Origin of the sequence: Petroclostridium xylanilyticum (assembly GCF_002252565.1) — a bacterium.
In the GTDB taxonomy this organism is placed as follows: domain Bacteria; phylum Bacillota; class Clostridia; order SK-Y3; family SK-Y3; genus Petroclostridium; species Petroclostridium xylanilyticum.
Genome location: NZ_NPML01000019.1, coordinates 90259 through 107731 on the forward strand (window position 1 = coordinate 90259; position 17473 = coordinate 107731).

Annotated in this window: 17 protein-coding genes; 5 read left to right on the forward strand and 12 right to left on the reverse strand. The window is 38.3% G+C overall.

Annotated features, from left to right (window positions below):
• Positions 1 to 21 precede the first annotated feature (21 nt).
• Together CIB29_RS12725 and CIB29_RS12730 are read right to left on the reverse strand one after the other, a co-directional pair.
• The gene (locus CIB29_RS12725) at positions 22 to 354 is read right to left on the reverse strand and encodes a type II toxin-antitoxin system RelE/ParE family toxin (RefSeq protein WP_094550257.1); all 333 of its coding nucleotides are present in this window, start codon (positions 352 to 354) and stop codon (positions 22 to 24) included.
• Entirely contained in the window at positions 347 to 601 is a 255-nt protein-coding gene (locus CIB29_RS12730; RefSeq protein ID WP_094550259.1) for a type II toxin-antitoxin system prevent-host-death family antitoxin, read from the reverse strand. Before CIB29_RS12730 ends, CIB29_RS12725 begins: the two co-directional genes overlap by 8 nt.
• Before the next feature lie 208 nt (positions 602 to 809).
• Here CIB29_RS12730 and CIB29_RS12735 point away from each other — a divergent pair, with 208 nt between their 5' ends.
• Positions 810 to 1223 carry a hypothetical protein gene (locus CIB29_RS12735; protein WP_094550260.1) on the forward strand — a complete coding sequence of 138 codons (414 nt, stop codon included), beginning with the start codon at positions 810 to 812 and terminating at the stop codon, positions 1221 to 1223.
• A 5-nt stretch (positions 1224 to 1228) separates the two neighbouring features.
• Here the strand turns inward: CIB29_RS12735 and CIB29_RS12740 are convergent, their stop codons facing one another.
• From CIB29_RS12740 to CIB29_RS12750, 3 genes are all read right to left on the reverse strand, one after another.
• The gene (locus tag CIB29_RS12740; RefSeq protein ID WP_094550262.1) at positions 1229 to 2773 is read right to left on the reverse strand and encodes a terminase large subunit; all 1545 of its coding nucleotides are present in this window, start codon (positions 2771 to 2773) and stop codon (positions 1229 to 1231) included.
• The gene (locus CIB29_RS12745; protein ID WP_094550264.1) at positions 2773 to 3252 is read right to left on the reverse strand and encodes a phage terminase small subunit P27 family; all 480 of its coding nucleotides are present in this window, start codon (positions 3250 to 3252) and stop codon (positions 2773 to 2775) included. Before CIB29_RS12745 ends, CIB29_RS12740 begins: the two co-directional genes overlap by 1 nt.
• Positions 3253 to 3543: 291 nt before the next feature.
• A complete protein-coding gene (locus CIB29_RS12750) occupies positions 3544 to 4905 on the reverse strand; it encodes an ISKra4 family transposase (protein ID WP_094548756.1) in 1362 nt (453 codons plus the stop codon).
• A gap of 137 nt (positions 4906 to 5042) precedes the next feature.
• Here CIB29_RS12750 and CIB29_RS12755 point away from each other — a divergent pair, with 137 nt between their 5' ends.
• Positions 5043 to 6248 (forward strand): tyrosine-type recombinase/integrase, encoded by a 1206-nt coding sequence (locus CIB29_RS12755; protein WP_094550266.1) that lies wholly within the window; start codon positions 5043 to 5045, stop codon positions 6246 to 6248.
• A gap of 43 nt (positions 6249 to 6291) precedes the next feature.
• Here CIB29_RS12755 and rlmD read toward each other — a convergent pair whose 3' ends face one another.
• Positions 6292 to 7689 (reverse strand): 23S rRNA (uracil(1939)-C(5))-methyltransferase RlmD, encoded by a 1398-nt coding sequence (gene rlmD, locus CIB29_RS12760; protein ID WP_094550268.1) that lies wholly within the window; start codon positions 7687 to 7689, stop codon positions 6292 to 6294.
• A gap of 225 nt (positions 7690 to 7914) precedes the next feature.
• Between rlmD and CIB29_RS12765 the strand changes: the two genes are divergently transcribed.
• The gene (locus tag CIB29_RS12765) at positions 7915 to 9000 is read left to right on the forward strand and encodes an NAD(P)/FAD-dependent oxidoreductase (protein ID WP_094550270.1); all 1086 of its coding nucleotides are present in this window, start codon (positions 7915 to 7917) and stop codon (positions 8998 to 9000) included.
• Positions 9001 to 9035: 35 nt separating this feature from the next.
• On the opposite strand, the gene CIB29_RS12770 is transcribed toward CIB29_RS12765, so the two are convergent.
• Genes CIB29_RS12770 through CIB29_RS12780 form a run of 3 tightly spaced genes read right to left on the reverse strand, consistent with a single transcriptional unit; the run spans position 9036 to position 13551 of the window.
• Positions 9036 to 10409 (reverse strand): SpoVR family protein, encoded by a 1374-nt coding sequence (locus CIB29_RS12770; RefSeq protein WP_198543910.1) that lies wholly within the window; start codon positions 10407 to 10409, stop codon positions 9036 to 9038.
• Positions 10410 to 10422: 13 nt separating this feature from the next.
• On the reverse strand, positions 10423 to 11610 hold the full coding sequence (gene yhbH, locus CIB29_RS12775) for a sporulation protein YhbH (RefSeq protein WP_094550274.1): 1188 nt from the start codon (positions 11608 to 11610) through the stop codon (positions 10423 to 10425).
• Positions 11611 to 11628: 18 nt separating this feature from the next.
• Complete coding sequence (locus tag CIB29_RS12780) at positions 11629 to 13551, reverse strand: PrkA family serine protein kinase (RefSeq protein WP_094550276.1); 1923 nt, start codon at positions 13549 to 13551, stop codon at positions 11629 to 11631.
• Between the two features lie 328 nt (positions 13552 to 13879).
• On the opposite strand from CIB29_RS12780, the gene CIB29_RS12785 reads away from it, so the two are divergent.
• On the forward strand, positions 13880 to 14410 hold the full coding sequence (locus CIB29_RS12785) for a DUF6648 family protein (protein ID WP_094550278.1): 531 nt from the start codon (positions 13880 to 13882) through the stop codon (positions 14408 to 14410).
• A gap of 266 nt (positions 14411 to 14676) precedes the next feature.
• Here CIB29_RS12785 and CIB29_RS12790 read toward each other — a convergent pair whose 3' ends face one another.
• The 3 genes from CIB29_RS12790 to CIB29_RS12800 all read right to left on the reverse strand — a co-directional run bounded on the left by CIB29_RS12790 (position 14677) and on the right by CIB29_RS12800 (position 16421).
• Positions 14677 to 15330: an SIR2 family NAD-dependent protein deacylase gene (locus tag CIB29_RS12790; protein ID WP_094550280.1), complete on the reverse strand. Its 654-nt coding sequence runs from the start codon at positions 15328 to 15330 to the stop codon at positions 14677 to 14679.
• A gap of 88 nt (positions 15331 to 15418) precedes the next feature.
• Positions 15419 to 15844 carry a YkvA family protein gene (locus CIB29_RS12795; RefSeq protein ID WP_094550282.1) on the reverse strand — a complete coding sequence of 142 codons (426 nt, stop codon included), beginning with the start codon at positions 15842 to 15844 and terminating at the stop codon, positions 15419 to 15421.
• A gap of 145 nt (positions 15845 to 15989) precedes the next feature.
• Entirely contained in the window at positions 15990 to 16421 is a 432-nt protein-coding gene (locus CIB29_RS12800; protein ID WP_094550284.1) for a CBS domain-containing protein, read from the reverse strand.
• A 375-nt stretch (positions 16422 to 16796) separates the two neighbouring features.
• On the opposite strand from CIB29_RS12800, the gene CIB29_RS12805 reads away from it, so the two are divergent.
• A complete protein-coding gene (locus CIB29_RS12805; RefSeq protein ID WP_094550286.1) occupies positions 16797 to 17465 on the forward strand; it encodes a hydrolase in 669 nt (222 codons plus the stop codon).
• Positions 17466 to 17473 lie beyond the last annotated feature (8 nt).

The window sequence follows — 17473 nt, forward strand, 5'->3', positions numbered from 1 at the left end:
CAAAAATCTTATATTTGATAATCAGTTGTCTTCTTCCTCTGCAACATCCCCAAAGAGGATTCGCATAAAATCTCGTCTGCCATATAGCACTCTGTCCACATATACAGTATCATTTTCATAACGGTAAAAAGCTGTATATTGCCCACACACAAGGTAATGATAGCTTGTTTCAATTTTAATAACAGAGGACAAGGGCGCTCCAATCAACGGGAATTCCATAAGATCTCTGAATCGTTTGGTGATTTTGGCCAGCACATTCGTTGCTGCTGTAGGATTACCTAATTCCTCGGAGATATATTCTTTTATCTCCAGCATATCCTTTTGCGCTTTGGGCGAGATTTTAAGATTAACCATTCGTTACCCCCAGGGATGCTTCTAGTTCATCAATGGTTAGCCATCCATTTTCCTGCCCCGCCTTTTCACCTTTAGCAAGTTCAGTAAGCAATTTTAATTTTGCCTGCATTTTTTCATATTCCTGCATATCCATAACCACATAGCGGCCACGGCCATTTTTTGTTAAAAAGACCGGTGAACCCTCCTCTATGCTGCGCAACACTTCATTGTAATTCCTTAAATCGGAAATCGGCTTAATGTTAGGCATAATAAATCTCCTTTCCCTTTTTGCTGTTATTATTATAGCAATATTCTTCGTAAGATACAACAGCAACGATGAAGGGACTTAGAATATTTATACCTGAAGCCCTCAAATCTTCAATAAAAAATAAATTAAAGTTTTTCTATAGTGTTGACATTTATTTTTACATATGTGATAATACATATGTAAAAATCTTTTTTAGGAGGGATAACCTATGAAAGCATCATTTAGGGATTTTATTGCCCAAAACCCAAACTGTAAAAAATATGACGGCAATCCGGAAGCAATCCATATTTTTGAAAACATCCTGTCAAAGGACGATAACATTATCGCAATGATAGACGCAACCGAAGCAGACAAACCAGCTTTATCTGCCTGCATTCAAGAAGTAGAAAATTATTATAAAAATCTCCCATCACCTACTTTTGATTTAACTGATAATTTCACAAAACAGGCACTGGGACGGATGGTAAAAACTATCTTAGAACCTTTTGGCTATCAGCCCGATACGCAAAAAGACATGCCAAAATCCTGCTCTGCTGAATTTGTAACATCAGCCACTGTTTACAAATATGTTGGAAATGCTACCATGAGGGTTGTTCGAAAAATAGAGGAAATTAACAAATAAAAATTCTATAGCACAAGAATCCCTCTGTTGTCATACACAGACCCTCTTTTCTGATGCCTAACTGCTCTATCGAGAGCCATTATAAGCGCAACAGCACCGTCAATACGCTCGGTGCTTTTTTCTTTGTCCGGCTTGATATTGCCTGCCGGGTCGGTTTTAACATAGATATTGTCCATCATCCAGCGCAGCACCGGGTGTCCGCCATGGGCGATTTTCCCTTCCAGTACCAGCTTCATAAGTTCCTTGGTGGGCGGTGACATATCCTTATACCCTTGCCCGAAGGGCACTACCGTAAAGCCCATGCCCTCAAGGTTTTGCACCATCTGGACCGCCCCCCAGCGGTCAAAGGCAATTTCTTTGATGTTATATTTGGTGCCCAGTTCTTCAATAAAGGCTTCAATGAAGCCATAGTGCACAACATTTCCCTCAGTGGTTTTAAGATACCCTTGTCTTTCCCACACATCATAGGGCACATGGTCACGCCGCACCCGAATCTGAAGGTTCTCCTCCGGAATCCAGAAAAAGGGTAGCACCTGATACTTGTCCTCCTCCGCCTCCGGTGGAAATACCAGCACGAAGGCAGTTATGTCTGTCGTAGAGGATAAGTCTAAGCCTCCATAGCAAATTCGCCCTCGGAGTTCCTCCGCATTAACGGGAAAGGTGCAGGCATCCCATTTGTCCATCTGCATCCACCTGACCGACTGCTTCACCCATTGGTTTAACCTAAGCTGCCGGAATAGGTTTTCCTCAGCTGGATTATCTTTAGCGCTGTTAAAGGCATCCCGCAGCTTTTCAATATCCACCGTTACGCCAAGTGAAGGGTTAGCCTTGTACCAGTTTCTTTCATCTGTCCAGTCGTCATTATCATCAATGCCGTAGATGACAGGATAAAAGGTAGGGTCAATTTTCCGCCCCTTTAAAATATCCTCCGCCTTTTGGTGGATCTCCCAGCAGATGCTGTTACGGTCAGTCCCTGCGGTAGTTATGAGGAAAAACAATGGCTGCATCCGGGCATCACCGGAACCTTTGGTCATAACATCGTACAGTTCCCTTGTTGGTTGGGCATGCAGCTCATCGAATACCACACCATGGACGTTTAGTCCATGCTTGGTATAGGCTTCAGCCGAGAGTACCTGATAAAAGCTGTTGAGCGGTGTATATACTAGCCGTTTCTGAGAGAGCACCGGTTTGATTCTCTTTTTCAGGGCCGGACACTGCTCCACCATATCCACCGCAACATCAAAAACAATGGAGGCCTGCTGCCTGTCAGAAGCACAACCGTAAACTTCCGCACCCCATTCACCATCAGCGCAGGTGAGGTAGAGAGCCACCGCTGCAGCCAGCTCACTTTTACCTTGCTTTTTCGGTATTTCCACATACGCGGTGTTATACTGCCTGTACCCGTTTTCCTTGACCGTTCCAAAAATATCCCGGATGATTTTGTCCTGCCAGGGGAGGAGTTCAAAGGGCACCCCATACCAGATGCCCTTGGTGTGCTTCAGATTTTGGATAAAGTCCACCGCATGCTGCGCTTTCCTATCGTCATACATTACCCGTTATGCCTCCTCATAAGCAGCTTTTCCATGGGGTCGGCGCTGTCTTTCATGGCATTATCAACGGCAATTCTGGAGCGGCTGGAAGGCGTAAGTCCAAATTCGGAACAGAAATCCCTCATTATCTTAAGGTAGGTCTGGGCGATGGATACCTGCGGCACCTGCTGGATATATCCCGACGGTGTCTTAAAAATGGTACCGTGCTTGGAGAGAAATTCCTCCGCCTCCTTCCAGCGTGCATAGGCCTGGCAATAGCCTGCAAAGGCTGCGGCATCCACCTGTGTCAGCACCCCCAGTTCCTCAAGCTGCTTGGACATTCTGCGCCACTCCTTCTTTGCCTCCGGCTCAAGCCAGGAAGGGCACTTCGGAGCCTTTTTCTCCGGTTTTGGCTCATTCATGTTAAGTGGACGCTTACCGGGATTTCCCTCGAGTACCTTAAGGGCTGTTGGCTTTGGTTTTCTTCCTCTGGTCGCCATCGTCTTTCACCTCCCTCTTCATAAAAACAACATGAAAAAAGGAAGCCTTTACTTGGGCTTCCCTCGATTTTTTTCTCTTTAATATTTACGTGTTATTTTGCCCACTCGTAACCGGACTTCTCTAAAACCGCTGCATCGGGTGCATAAATTATATATGACCCATTATCTGAAAAATTACCGTCTAGTTTACAGTAGAAGATACTTTTTCACATATGTGATAAATCTTCCAGTAAAAATGGGTATAGTTACCCGATTGTTATATACATTTTTTTACATGGATATTATTTCATACTATTCGTTCACTACTTTTACAACGTCATCCCATTTGTGACTTTCATACTTTGCACGTAATGCAGCTATATACTGTCCACCATTGATACTCCAACGCATTCCCGCCTGTTTCATCCTTTGTCCAATCACCATTTTGTTACCACTTTCTATCGCTCCGCTGCCTATATAATAGCCTTTTTCTTTAAAAGTTTTATAGCGTATTCGCTCTCGGTTGTTTTCCATATATGTTGGAAGATTTACTACATTGTCTGGTAACTTTTTAATCTTAACCTTGTTTACAATTTTAATTGCTTCTTCAATTTCATCATTGTTTACTCTATCCATTACTTCTTTTACCCACCTTTTACGGTTTATCTCATCTTCAGGATATAGTATTTTTGCATACTGATGAACATTCTCACTTAAGTGATAGTAGTCAAGTATCCTTACTGCATCCGGAAATAATTCGTCGCACATGTTCCATATCCACTGTGCTCCATCTCCTATGACAACTACTTCTTTTAGTTTACCGTAACCTGCTCTGGCGGCTGCTGCAAATATTGCCTTTTTAAATTCTGTGACGCTTCCAAAATATGATACATATTCCTTTTTTACAATTTTGATATTATCTTCTCCGCGCTTAATTACATCCTTATCAGTAAACACCAACCCTAACTTCATTTCACGCCAAGTCGTACCGTTTTGCTCTATCCTTGTATTTAACTGCATTCCATCGGTAAATATATATAGCTTCCCGTCTTTTCGCTTAGCCGGTGGTAGTTCTGGTGCTGCTATTTCCGGTTTTTCATAAGCTTGTTGTGCTTTTTCCATCTCTTTTTCAAATACTTTTTTACCAATTTCTTCAGATACAATCTGTATTTGGGTTGGACTTACCTCTACTTTTAATAGCTTTTTCAAAACTTCCGATGCTCTTTCAAAAGATGGAAGCAGTTGTGCTACATAGGTTATCACTTCTACCATTGCCTTTGTAATCCGATGCTTATCATCAATTTCAATAAGTTTATCAATAACACCATAGCCCTTATGACATCTCCTGCAATGAACAATATCTCGTGTAACTGGGATGTGCCCAAACATTGATAATATATTGGTTTGTGAATTTTTCTTTACTGTGATCAGTTTCTTTCCGCAGCTGCAATATTCATCAACTTTAGTTACTACAATATTGGTAAGTAACGCCCCTGCCATACATAGTATCAATTGCGTTACTGCTTTAATTGTTGCGCCTACCATCTTCTCAATACTATTGATGGTTAGCTGTCCTTCGTGCTCTTTTTTTATTGCTTCCTCAACAAAATTCCTTAAAATACCTTCGACTTTTATGAGATTTTGTGTTAAAATCTCATTGGTATTTTTGATCATAGTCTAAGACACCCCTTTTTAAAATTTAATTTACATGGGTATCTTAGACTATTTTTTTGTCTCTTTTCAAATGAAATTCTTTCCTTGGAATATTATTCATCAACTAGATTAAATGCACCCAAAGGTGGTTTTTACTTATGCAAGGTGGAGTAAGGAAACGTGGTAACAACTGGTATTACTATTTTGATTTAGGTAAAGTTAATGGGAAGAGAAAGAAGATTGAAAGAAAAGGTGGAAAAACGAAAAAGGAAGCTGAAGCAGCTTTAAGGAAAGCACTTCAGGAATATGAAAATGCCGGTTTATTCTTTGAACCAAGTGAAATATCTGTTGCTGATTATATGGATTATTGGCTTAAAAACTATGTTGAAATGAACTGCAAGTATAACACTATTGATGGATATAAAAGAATTATTGAGAACCACATTAAACCAGCCCTTGGTTCATATAAACTAAAGTCTATTACTCCTGCTGTTCTTCAGCAATTTGTGAATGAAAAGTCCAATATGGGTTTTACAAGGCATTACCTGGTTAATATTATGTCAGTGCTTTCAGGTTCATTTAAAGCAGCAGTTTTCCCTTATAAATTTATCAGGGAAAACCCAATGCAGTATGTAAAGCTTCCAAAGAATGAAAATATCAAGGCTGAAACTGATAGGAAGGTAATCACCCAGGATGAATTTAAAAGGATTATTGAAAGATTCCCCCAGGGAAGTTCTTTCTATATTCCATTACAAATTGCATACCATACTGGAACAAGGGTTGGTGAATGCTGTGCTTTAACTTGGGATGATATTGACTTGGATAATAAAGATATTGATATTAATAAAATCCTGATTAAAAAAGGAAAGCAATGGTATTTTGGAACAACAAAAACTGTTTCATCAGTTCGCAAAATACCAATTGGTGATACTTTGGTTAATGTCCTGAAACAGCATAAAAAATGGCAAGCTGAAAACCGCTTAAAATGCGGTCAATTTTATAATTATTACTATAAAGACAAGAATGACAGGATTTATTCGGTTGATGGTACAAAAGATTATAAAACCACTGATTCACAAATTCATTTTGTTTGCACCAAGGAAGATGGAACTTTGGTCACACCCGAAACCATTAAATATTGCAGCAGGGTAATAAATTATGAATTGATGATTCAATTCAACTTCCATGCTTTGCGGCATACTCATGCCACCCTGTTAATTGAAAATGGTGCAAACATGAAGGATGTTCAGAAAAGGCTTGGTCATTCCAGGCTTGCAACTACAATGGACACCTACACACACGCAACAGAAAAAATGTCAAAGAATACGGTTGATATATTCGAAAAAATTTGCCACCCACAATAAAATTAGGGTGGAAAGAGGGTGGAAAAACCACCCCTTTTTTATTTTATAAATCCCTAAAACCCTTGTCATTCCTCACTATTAGACAAACACATTCTGTATGGCTCGTATGAGGAAACATGTCCACCGGCTGCACTTCTATTGCCTTATATCCTCTATCTTCGAGAAATCTTAAATCTCTTGCTAAAGTACTGGGATTACAGGATACATATACGATTTTTTCTACCTGCATTTTAGCAATGGCATCCAGCAAAACTTCATCACAGCCTTTGCGGGGAGGATCTACCACTACCACATCCGCTTTGTATCCCTGCTTATATAATCTGGGAATTATTTCTTCTGCTGCCCCTACATAAAATTCTACATTATCAATATTATTTATTTTGGCATTTTGCTTTGCGTCTTCAATGGCCTCAGGGACAATTTCCACACCTACTACTTTTTTTGCCTTTTTGGCAAGAAATAGTGATATTGTGCCAATACCACAGTATAAGTCAAACACCGTCTCAGTCCCTTTCAGGCCAGCATATTCCAGCGCCTTATTATATAGAACTTCAGTCTGTACGGGGTTAACCTGGTAAAAAGACATGGGGGAAATATTAAACTTTACGTCCCCAATATAATCTATGATGCTATCCGAGCCCCACAGTACCCTATTTTCCTGTCCGAGGATTACATTAGTAGCTTTAGTATTAATGTTCTGAATAATACTCTTCACATCAGCACTAGTACTTCTAATCATGTCAATAAACTGTTCTTTGTTCGGTATATGAGTCCCGTTTGTCACCAGTACTACCATGATTTCTCCCGTCTTGAACCCCACACGGGTAAAAATATGCCGTACCAGCCCTTTTCCTGTATTTTCATCATAAGAGGCAACATTGTTATTTTTCATCCACAGCTTTAACTGCGTGATGATTTTATCATTTATTTTATGCTGTATATAGCAGGTATCCGTCTCTATAATCCTGTGGCTTTTTGGAGCATAGAAGCCCACCTGGATCTGTTTCGTTGCTTCATCCGTACCCACCGGAAACTGAGCCTTGTTCCTGTATCTTTCCGGTCGGCTCATTCCTATGGCATCATGCACAACAATGTTCTCAAGCTTGCCTATACGCTCAAGGTTATCGATTACCTTTTGCTTTTTTAATTTTAATTGTTCCGGATATGCAAGGTGCTGCAGCTGACATCCTCCGCATTTTACATGCATAGGGCACATAGGATTAACCCTGTTTTCTGACGGACTGATAATATCTATTAACTTGCCATAGGCATAGCTGCTCTTTACTTTTACAATTTTTACTTTAATCCTGTCTCCAGGCAATGCATGGGGTACAAATACCGTAAAATTTTCTATCCTCCCTACTCCTTCACCTTCATGTCCCATGCTATGTATATCCATTTCATAATATTCGTTCTTTTTCACTGGAATGTTTTTTGTCATAAGTTCACGCTCCAAAATAATAGTTCGGAGTTCGGAGCTCGGAGTCCGGAGAATAACACCTGATAATCTAACCCCGAACTGAAAATATGTTACTTATAGTATATGTTGTATTTCTTTATTCGTAAAGTAATATTTTGCTCTTGTTCCCGACTAATAATTATTATTCTACATAAACTATGATTGTACTCAGAATATTTCAGAATATTAATGAAGGGTGGTGTATAAATGCGTACAGCCATTATGGGCGCGGGTTTGTCCGGCTTATGCTGCGCATATATTTTAGAGAAATACGGATATAACTTTGACATATATGAAAATAGGAGTTGCGTTGGAGACCGGTTTGTTAATGGTGAAATCATCATGGAAATACTTGACCGCCCCGTTCAAGATATTTTTTCATTATTGGCAAAAGAGTACGGCTTGTACCTTAAAGCAGCGAATGTGATTAATAAAATAATCATTAAGTCTCCAAAAGAAACTGCAACAATTCAAGACTTTATCGGTTACATCACCATACGGGGAAGGCATGAGCAATCTTTAGAAAAGCAAATTGCTGCTAACATAAAAAAGAGAATTATTTTTAATAGTGATAGAACGGTGGAAGACCTCCTTAAAAACTATGATAAGGTAGTATTAGCTACAGGAGATGGAAGTTATTCCGAGAAATTTAACAATTATACTGCTCACGTTCCTGTCAACCTTAAAGGCGCTACAATCGAAGGAGATTTTGATCCTAACACTGTAATCGCATGGTTAAACAATAATTTTGCCCCACAGGGATATGCGTATTTAATCCCATTTAACCAGAAGGAAGCAAATGTAGTAATTGCTTACCCTAATTATGAGCATAATAAAAAGTATTATATAGACCGGCTGTGGGACAATTTGTTAAACAGCTTTAACTTTAGATTTCGAATAACCGACCAGTTCCAGATTACGGACTACCAGCTAGGTATCGCTAAGAAGTGTAAGATAGACAATATCTTTTTTGTGGGTAACTGTTTTGGTACCACTATGCCATTTCTGGGATTCGGACAGACAGGAACCATACTGAGCGGGATATATGCCGGTATGGATATATGCGGTAAAAGTAAATATGAAAGGGAAATTAAAAAGCTAAGGAATAGTTACTTTGACTCTCTGGCACTGAGGCGCGAAATGGAAAAATTCAATAATAATGACTATGACAGGCTGGTGAAGCTTTTCAATACAAAATTAGGAAAAAAAGTATTTATTAATAAGAAGGTTAACTTTCTTAAATATGCTGTCAAGGCATCTAAGGTCCTTACAAGTCCTCATATGTCAAAATAGTCATATCTAATCTAAAGATATGACTATTTTTTACTTCATGCTCCATTCATCGATATCCTCTTATTCTCATCACATACAATGAGCTTTCTCACCCGGTCAATAACAGTCCTCAACATTACCTTTCCGCCCCAGAGTATAGAGAGATATTTTAGTGTTTCATAAGCATATGTCAGCTCCAGTTCTCTCCCCTCATATTCATGGACCAATAGTAAAGAACGGTCTTTGGGCGACATTTCAACTACTTTAATACATGGAATTGTTGCCATGCCTATATTCTTTACGATAGTATCTCTTATTTTCTTCCACCCCTCCTCATCGGATACTTCCTCGATTACATAATTGCTTCCTTTCTTGGCATATTCAAATAAATTCATCTCACTGCAAAGTTCTTGCGTAAGATACCTTCTGATAAATGATTCATCCCTCTCCAAGTGGCGGACCTCAAATATTTTATCTTTTCCGAAACGTTTTTCAATATCTTCAAAAATCTTAAACCCCAGATAATAAGGATTAAGGGCACCTAAAAAGGGTCTGATGACCTGATTGTGCCGGCTCAAAAACTCCATATGAAGGTCCTGTGGTAATTCCAACTTGTTTAAAATCCTGTAGTGCCAGTAGCTGGCCCAGCCCTCATTCATAATCTTTGTCTCAATCTGAGGAATGAAATATTTTGTTTCTTCTACCACAATCCTTAAGATATCTTTTTCCCATTCCTCTAGATTACTATACTGTATTATAAATTCCATAATATCTTCGGTAGGTTCTAAAGGAATCTTGGTCAGATTTGGAAAAGGTACATCCTTTCTTTTGTCTAATAGACCATTCACTTTTATTTCCTCATAATATTTATCAAGAAGTTTTTTCTTTTTTTCTTCTTCAGATAACTTTTTATTCCCTATCACTCTGGTCGTCTGAAATCGTAATGCATGTGCCGCATCCAGTATACGTTCTACCTTCTCGTAGCCAATGCTGGGGTCCTGGATGTAATTTCTTACTCTACCGGCATGGTTTTTGAACATTTCAACCGTGGACTCTGCCAAAGTGCCTTCTACAAATAACCGGTTATTTTTGAAAAAATCATTATGTCCGTAGACGTGGGCAATGGTAAGAATCTGCAGGAGTAAGGTATTATCTCTCATAAGGTATGCAATACACGGATTTGAATTAATCACCATTTCATAAGGTAAGCCTTCTAAATTATACGTATAGAGTGTCTTTTTCTTTTCATAGGCCTTGCCGTAGCTCCAGTGCGGGTAATGGGATGGCATCCCCACATAAGCCTCATAACAAAGCATATCCTCATAACTGCAAATTTCAAACTCCTGCGGATAACAATCTAAACCCTCATCTTTTACAACTTCTTCAATTTTATTATTCCAATCTTCCAACTGCTTAATAGTATACTCCATCATAAGCAAATTGTTATTCCTTGAATGCCTTTTCTTTATCTAATAATTTTCTAAGAGCAGGAATAACATCCTCCTTCTTTGACATGGTAACAATTGAAAAATTCGGATATTTTACCTTTGAGGCAAATTCTTCCCTAATGGTACTAATTGGCGTATAGTAACCAAGCATAATCTCTCCGTATCCAAACAGGTTGCACGTTTCGCACAGTTTTTTGGCAAGTTCTACAGCTTTTGGATTATCTTCTGCCCAGTTATCACCATCGCTGCAATGAAATGCGTATATATTCCATATTGCAGGATCGTACCTTTTTTCAATAATTTCAAGGGCTTTCTGGTAACCACTGCTGATGTATGTGCCTCCCGATTCGCCCCTATGGAAGAATTCATCTTCCGTCACTTCCTTGGCAACTGTCGAATGGGCTACAAACACGATTTCTACATTTACATACTTTAACCTTATAAACTGGTATAAAAGGAAATAAAAGCTTCTTGCAAGATATTTCTTTGTAATATCCATTGACCCGGAGGTATCCATAATGCAAATTACTACTGCATTCGATTCCCGTTTTACATCCTGCCGTAAGCGATAATACCTTAAATCATCTTCTTTAAAAGGAAATCTTTCTCTCTCTTCCTGTTGTTCATATAATTCAGGGTTTTCTTTTTTTCCTCTCTTGTATGCTTTTTCCCTTTTAATTTTTTCAACAACAGATCTTTTTTTAGCTAGACGTGGCCGAATCCCCTTACGTTGATAGCCTAACTTTTTAAAGATTTTTTCAGATTCTATCTCATTAAATTTCTTCCGTTCCATAAAAGGCAGATTCAAATCTTCAAATAAATAGTTAATCAATTCTTCTATAGTTATCTCAGTTTCATAGATATCCTCACCTTCATTGCTTCCTGCCTGCCCCTGTCCTTGTCCCTTTTGCATATCATCGCTGCTTATTTTATCTCCCCGTTTTTCGCTGCCATCTCCTGAACCCACTCCCGGTTTATTCTTTCCATAAATGAATTGATATTCCTTGAGTCCCCTAATAGGGATTTTTACTTTTTTATCTTTACTTTGTCCAATAATACTCTCTTCTGCAATAATATTACCTATATTTCTCTTAATGGAATCCTCCACCAACTCTCTATGTCTTCTCCTATCCTCTGCCGACCGGTCCCGTCCCCTGCTATCGAATTCCCGAAATATAGCCATATACTCACTCCATTCACATCAGTCTTTCCACAAATTATTCGCAGCATATTTGAGAATTACATTACAGCAGTGGTCGCAGTATCCGTTTCTTTTCATTTCTTCCACCATTGCATTATATTTCTCATTCTGTTCTTTATCTCTAACCTTCGTACGGGTAATTATTCTACTCAACTCTTTTACAGAAGCCGTCAACTTCTTTTCTATCGCTTCCCTTAAAGGTTCATAGCAGGAATAATCTACCTTGCCACCGCTCCTCATTACAAAGAACATATAAGCCGTGACATCCTGCCGGAATCCGCGCGCTGCAGTTTCGGTAATACCTATCTGTTCTTCAATGGACCTTAAGAATTTTTCATCCGGTTCTAACTCTTCACCGGTACTTCTATCTTTAATCTTTGTTTTGTTTACATATGCTTCTGCATGGTCCAGGTAATTGTTGAACAAATCTTCTGCCTGTTCCCTATAACCATGTATAAATGCTTTTGTGACTTCTTTTTCAAGTATTTTATGATATTCCTTCTTTATTGAATCCTGCAGGAAGTTCAGATACTTTTTCTTGTCGTCATCACTAATTGCCAGCTCTTTCACAGACTTCACCAGCGTCTCAAGAACGATAATCGGATTAATGCAATTATGTTCCGACTCTGCGAGTGCAGTATCCAATGCCTTCATGATAAATCTTGTAGATATTCCTGTCATTCCTTCCCGGGGTGCTTCTTCCCTGAGTTCCAGTATATCTACTTTCTTTGTAGTACCCTTTTCAACAATCTCCTCACCATTATATATTTTAAGCTTGGTCATAGGATCTACCTTAGGTGATGGTGTCAGTCGTGTCAAAATCGCAAACATGGAAGCCACTTCTATGGTATGAGGCGCAATATGGGCATTAAATTTACTCTTGTTTAAAATCTTGTTATAAATCTTTATTTCTTCATTTAATTCAAGACAATAAGGAATCTCAATCTTTACTATTCTGTCCAGGATTGCTTCATTGGTATGGTCTGCTTTAAATTTATTCCATTCAGCCTCATTGGAATGGGCCAAAATAATACCGTCAAAGTATATCATGGCACCTTTGCCGGGAGAAGGAATACTTTTTTCCTGTGTTGCCGTTATCATGGTATGGAGGTATTCCACCTCATTTTTAAAAACCTCGATAAATTCTACGATTCCTCTATTGCCAACATTGAAAGCCCCATTCAAAGACAATACCCTCGGGTCGTCTTCAGAGTACAAGTCCAGCTTGGATATATCTACTGAACCAATAAGCACAGAAGTATCCTGGTTATTAGGGTCAACAGGCGGAACGACTCCTATCCCTTTTCTTGACCGGATGCTAAAGTCTACCGTTTCCACAGGGAATCTTTCAAATTCTCCATTATATTCCTCTTTCAGCCTGTACCGGCAAATAGGACATAGTTCTCCTTCTATCTGTACCCCCAGTAGATCCTCAAACTGCTTTCTCAGGTGTTTCGGAATAAGATGAAGCGGCTCCTCTCTCATAGGGCAACCTTTAATTGCATATATTGGAGGGCTCATTTCCAGAGCTTTCTTTAATACCTCCATGATAGATGATTTTCCTGCCCCTACCGGCCCTACGAGGTAAAGCACCTGGCGTGATTCCTCCCCTTTCATGGCTGCTGCATGAAAATATCTCACAATTTTCATTAAAGTCTTATCAATACCAAAGAAGTCATCTTTGAAGAAATTATACTTCTTGATGACATCATTGCCATAAATCCTCCTTAACCTCGGATTCTCCTCCGTATTAATTATTTCAACTCCCTTACTTACAATTGTCTCATACATTCTTTGATGTGCCAGCATACATAGAGAAGGATTTTCTTTTAATACCTCAAGATAATCTAAAAATGTTCCTTCAAAATGCTGCTTTCTTCTCTCTTCCCTATCTTTCTTAATGAGGTCTGCAAATTTTGTCATTGTGTTTAATAACCTCCTTTTCCTGCAGAGCAAGCTATTAGTTTGTTGCAATTCCTATTAGGTTTCTTATTCATTTTTTAAGATATAAAATATTATATAATTGATGTTTATAGTTTACGGTTAACCGTTTTTGGTACTATCGCAAGAATGTTATTCAAACAATTCTGTAAACTGTTAACCGTGAACTATAAACTTATGTATTATAATACATATGTATGTTGGCAGTTGTCATTTTAACACCTTAATATTTGTACATAAGGTAATAAATATTTTTAAATAAAAATATGTTATAATAATGGTACGGGTTGAAAGGAACTGGAGTGATAGCATGTCTAGAAACATATTTGATGAATTTTTTGCAAACCGTCAAAGCTTAATCGACCAGTACAAGAAAGGAGATCTTACAAAAGAAGAGTTTATAGAAAGCAATTACTATTATATCCAATCCATGAACACAAAACCTTTTCAAAGGGTGGATAATATCAAAAAGGGACTGTTCAACTATCAGTATTATAATGTTCTGGCGAAATACTGCCAGAAACGTGCACACGAATCGCCTAACGGAAGCCTTCAGAAAGAGGATTTCCTGGAGAAAGCCAACTACTATTATTCAAAAAAAGACAATGTAACAATGAAGATTTTAGAAATTCTTGATTATACAGGTGTGGATGCGTATTATGTGAAAGTAAATTCACCCAACCTGAAAAACAAGTTATTTGAAATTGTTCTAAAAGACTATGAAAATGTTATTTTGCATTCGAAAAATGAAAAAATTAAAGATCGACTGGTAGAAGAAGGAGTATTTAGAGATGAAAAAATTAAGTCGGTGATAGATAGTTATATTAATCAGAAATATTAATTGAGATTGAGGCTAATATGAAAATAGTGGGAAGTGGATAGTGGACAGTGGGGAGTAAAACCGAAACCACAAAAAAGTCCGGTTTAGCAGGAAGAAGGGATGCGACTTGGGGACGGTTCGTCTGTCGAATGCGCTTTTCATGCGACTGAGGAACCGTCCCCATGTCGAAGCCCTGAGCAATCAAGCATATTTTCATCATTATTTGTGCCGAGCTTGCCCGGAAAATCACCCCATGGAGGGTGATTTTAGGCTTATAAAATCTATTTTTATTGTTTTTTTGTTCCGGAATCTAAAAGTTTTTTAAACAAACTCTCACTATCCTCATTTATAATTACCACTTTTGCTCCATTTCTTTGGGCTATACCGGGAAGCAGGTTGGCCGGAGCTACCTGGAGGCTTGTGCCTATGACAAGCATTAAATCACATTTTTGTGCCTGTTCTACAGCCTGTTCCCAGTCATGTATCTGGTCGCCAAACAATACTACATCCGGTCTTAACATACTGCCGCATGTGCAGTGGGGAATCTTCTCTTCCAAGGCTTTACCCGATGGATATATTCTTCTACATTTTTCACAAATTAAATCTCTTAAATTGCCGTGAAGCTCCAGCACATTTTTACTGCCTGCTTTTTGATGGAGCCCGTCAATATTCTGCGTAATAATTGCCACACTGTACTTTGCCAATGCTCTGTGTGCAGAGTTAGGCTGCACGTCATTCCATCTGAGTATTTCTCTATATAGATCGTAAAATATGTTCGGTTGATTTAAAAAAAATTCCCTCGTCAATATGTCCCTTACCGGTATATCATTCCATGAAATATCAAAAGTGGGCAGTCCGCTGGCCACACTTATCCCTGCGCCTGTCAACGCTAACGGATGTTTTGAATTTGAAAGTTCATTTTTCAATGTTGTTGGATCCATTTTTGCCTCCCTACTTCAGCCTGGAGTTTGGAATTCGGAGAATTTTTCTTAAGTTTTATTCTTATTATTGAACTCTAAGTTCCAAATCCTAGCTTTCTTCATCCACCGAATATTCTACATCCGAAATTATTTTACCATCTTCATTTACAACACCCGATCTTTTACTATCAATATAGTTTTCAAGCTCTTCCTTGAGTAAATTCCATCCATAAAGAACCGCTACCGTGTCATCTATAAATCCAATTCCCGGGAGCAAATCAGGCATTACATCGGCAGGATTTATGAAATATAGTAAAATTGCCCCAATAATTAACTTTTTATAAATTGATACTTCCGGGTCAAAAAAATAGTTGTACATTATTTTTAACTTATCAATAATACCTTCTATTCCCTTGGAAGATTTCAATTTATCATTAAACTTAAACCGTATTTCTTTTCTGCCTGCTTCTGTTCTTGCTTTTCTCATCAAACCCCTTAATATCCTGGCAATGCTTCTCATATTGATCCTTCTCATACCATCACCGTCCCAAAATATATTATATCATATTAATATGTATTTGCTAACTCATATCGAATTAAAAATGGACAGCACCCTAGCTGCTGCTGCCCACTTTGAACCTGACAGTTCTGAACTTTTCTATTTGTAATTCTGCATTTAATTAAACCCTGTACGGGTGAGACGGAGTGGAAATCTCACTTAATGCTTCTGAAGCTTCCGTATCAAAGCTTGGATTAACAGCTAAGTCCCCTAAAGCAACCATTCCAACCAGCATGTTATTTTCTACGACAGGAAGTCTTCTAATCTGTTTTTGTGCCATCATTCTTGATGCCTCTCTTACGTCCATTGTAGGAGAAGCAGTAGTTACCTGGGAAGTCATTACATCACTGGCTTTTAAAGTCTTAGGGTCGGTACCATGAGCGACATTTCTTACAACAATATCCCTATCTGTTACAATTCCTTTGATACCACTTGCGTCACAAACCGGTATAGAACCTACGTTATGCTTTTGCATTAACTGGGCAACCTGTTCTACAGGTGTATCAGGACTTACATATACAACTTTACTGGTCATTATATCTTTAAGTTGCAAAGTGATCATCCTTTCCATTTTATTCTAGAATCATCTATGAAAATAGACTTCATATATTATGTTATCCTCTTTAAATAAAATAATTCCCGCCATTTTTTTGAATTATTTTTAAAGAATTTTTAATATTCTATTTCATGTAAATTTTTACCTAGCAATATAACTAAAGCTTCCTCATTACATCTCTATCAGTTTTATTAAATAACAGCGCAAAAATCTTCAAGCTTTTACTTCCTGATTTAGTATGTATCCTGTTTATACCTTATATTCACTTTAAAAATGCCATTTTCTAGGCCGATAACTGTCTATACATATTGAGACATTATTACTGATATGTTAAAATAAACTAAATACGATGTTGAAGGAGCGGATTGTAATATGGATGAAAAATTTGTTCCAAATGTGACAGGTATCCTTAGAAGACATATGATTCATATCCCTCAAGTCATTGAAAATGCCAGTGGAATTAAAATTAATGGAAAGAAAATTCGTTCCCTCGTTTTTACAACTGATGTTGCCATTATTAAAAATATTAATACCGATGCTATTATTGCTGTTTATCCCTTTACACCTCAACCGGTGATCACACAAGCCATTATGACTGCAGCTGATGTTCCGGTCATTTGTGGTGTAGGAGGGGGAATTACTACCGGTAAAAGAGCTATCAATCTTGCACTTCATGCAGAATTTCAAGGAGCAATAGGTGTCGTTGTAAATGCCCCTACTTCTAATGAAGTAATTAGGGAAATGGCGGATTCCATTGATATTCCTATTGTCGTTACCGTAGTCTCTGAAAAAGCAGACTTGGAAGGTAGGTTAAAAGCGGGAGCAAGCATTTTTAACGTATCTGGGGCAGCAAATACAGCCAATATTGTAAGGACTATCCGACGGCAGTATCCTCAGGTTCCTATCATTGCAACGGGTGGACCAACTGATGAGTCAATAATGGAAACCATTGAAGCCGGTGCCAATGCCATCACTTATACTCCTCCAACTCCCGGAGAACTGTTTAGTGAAATCATGAATAAATATAGAGCCGAACTTTAATATTTTCA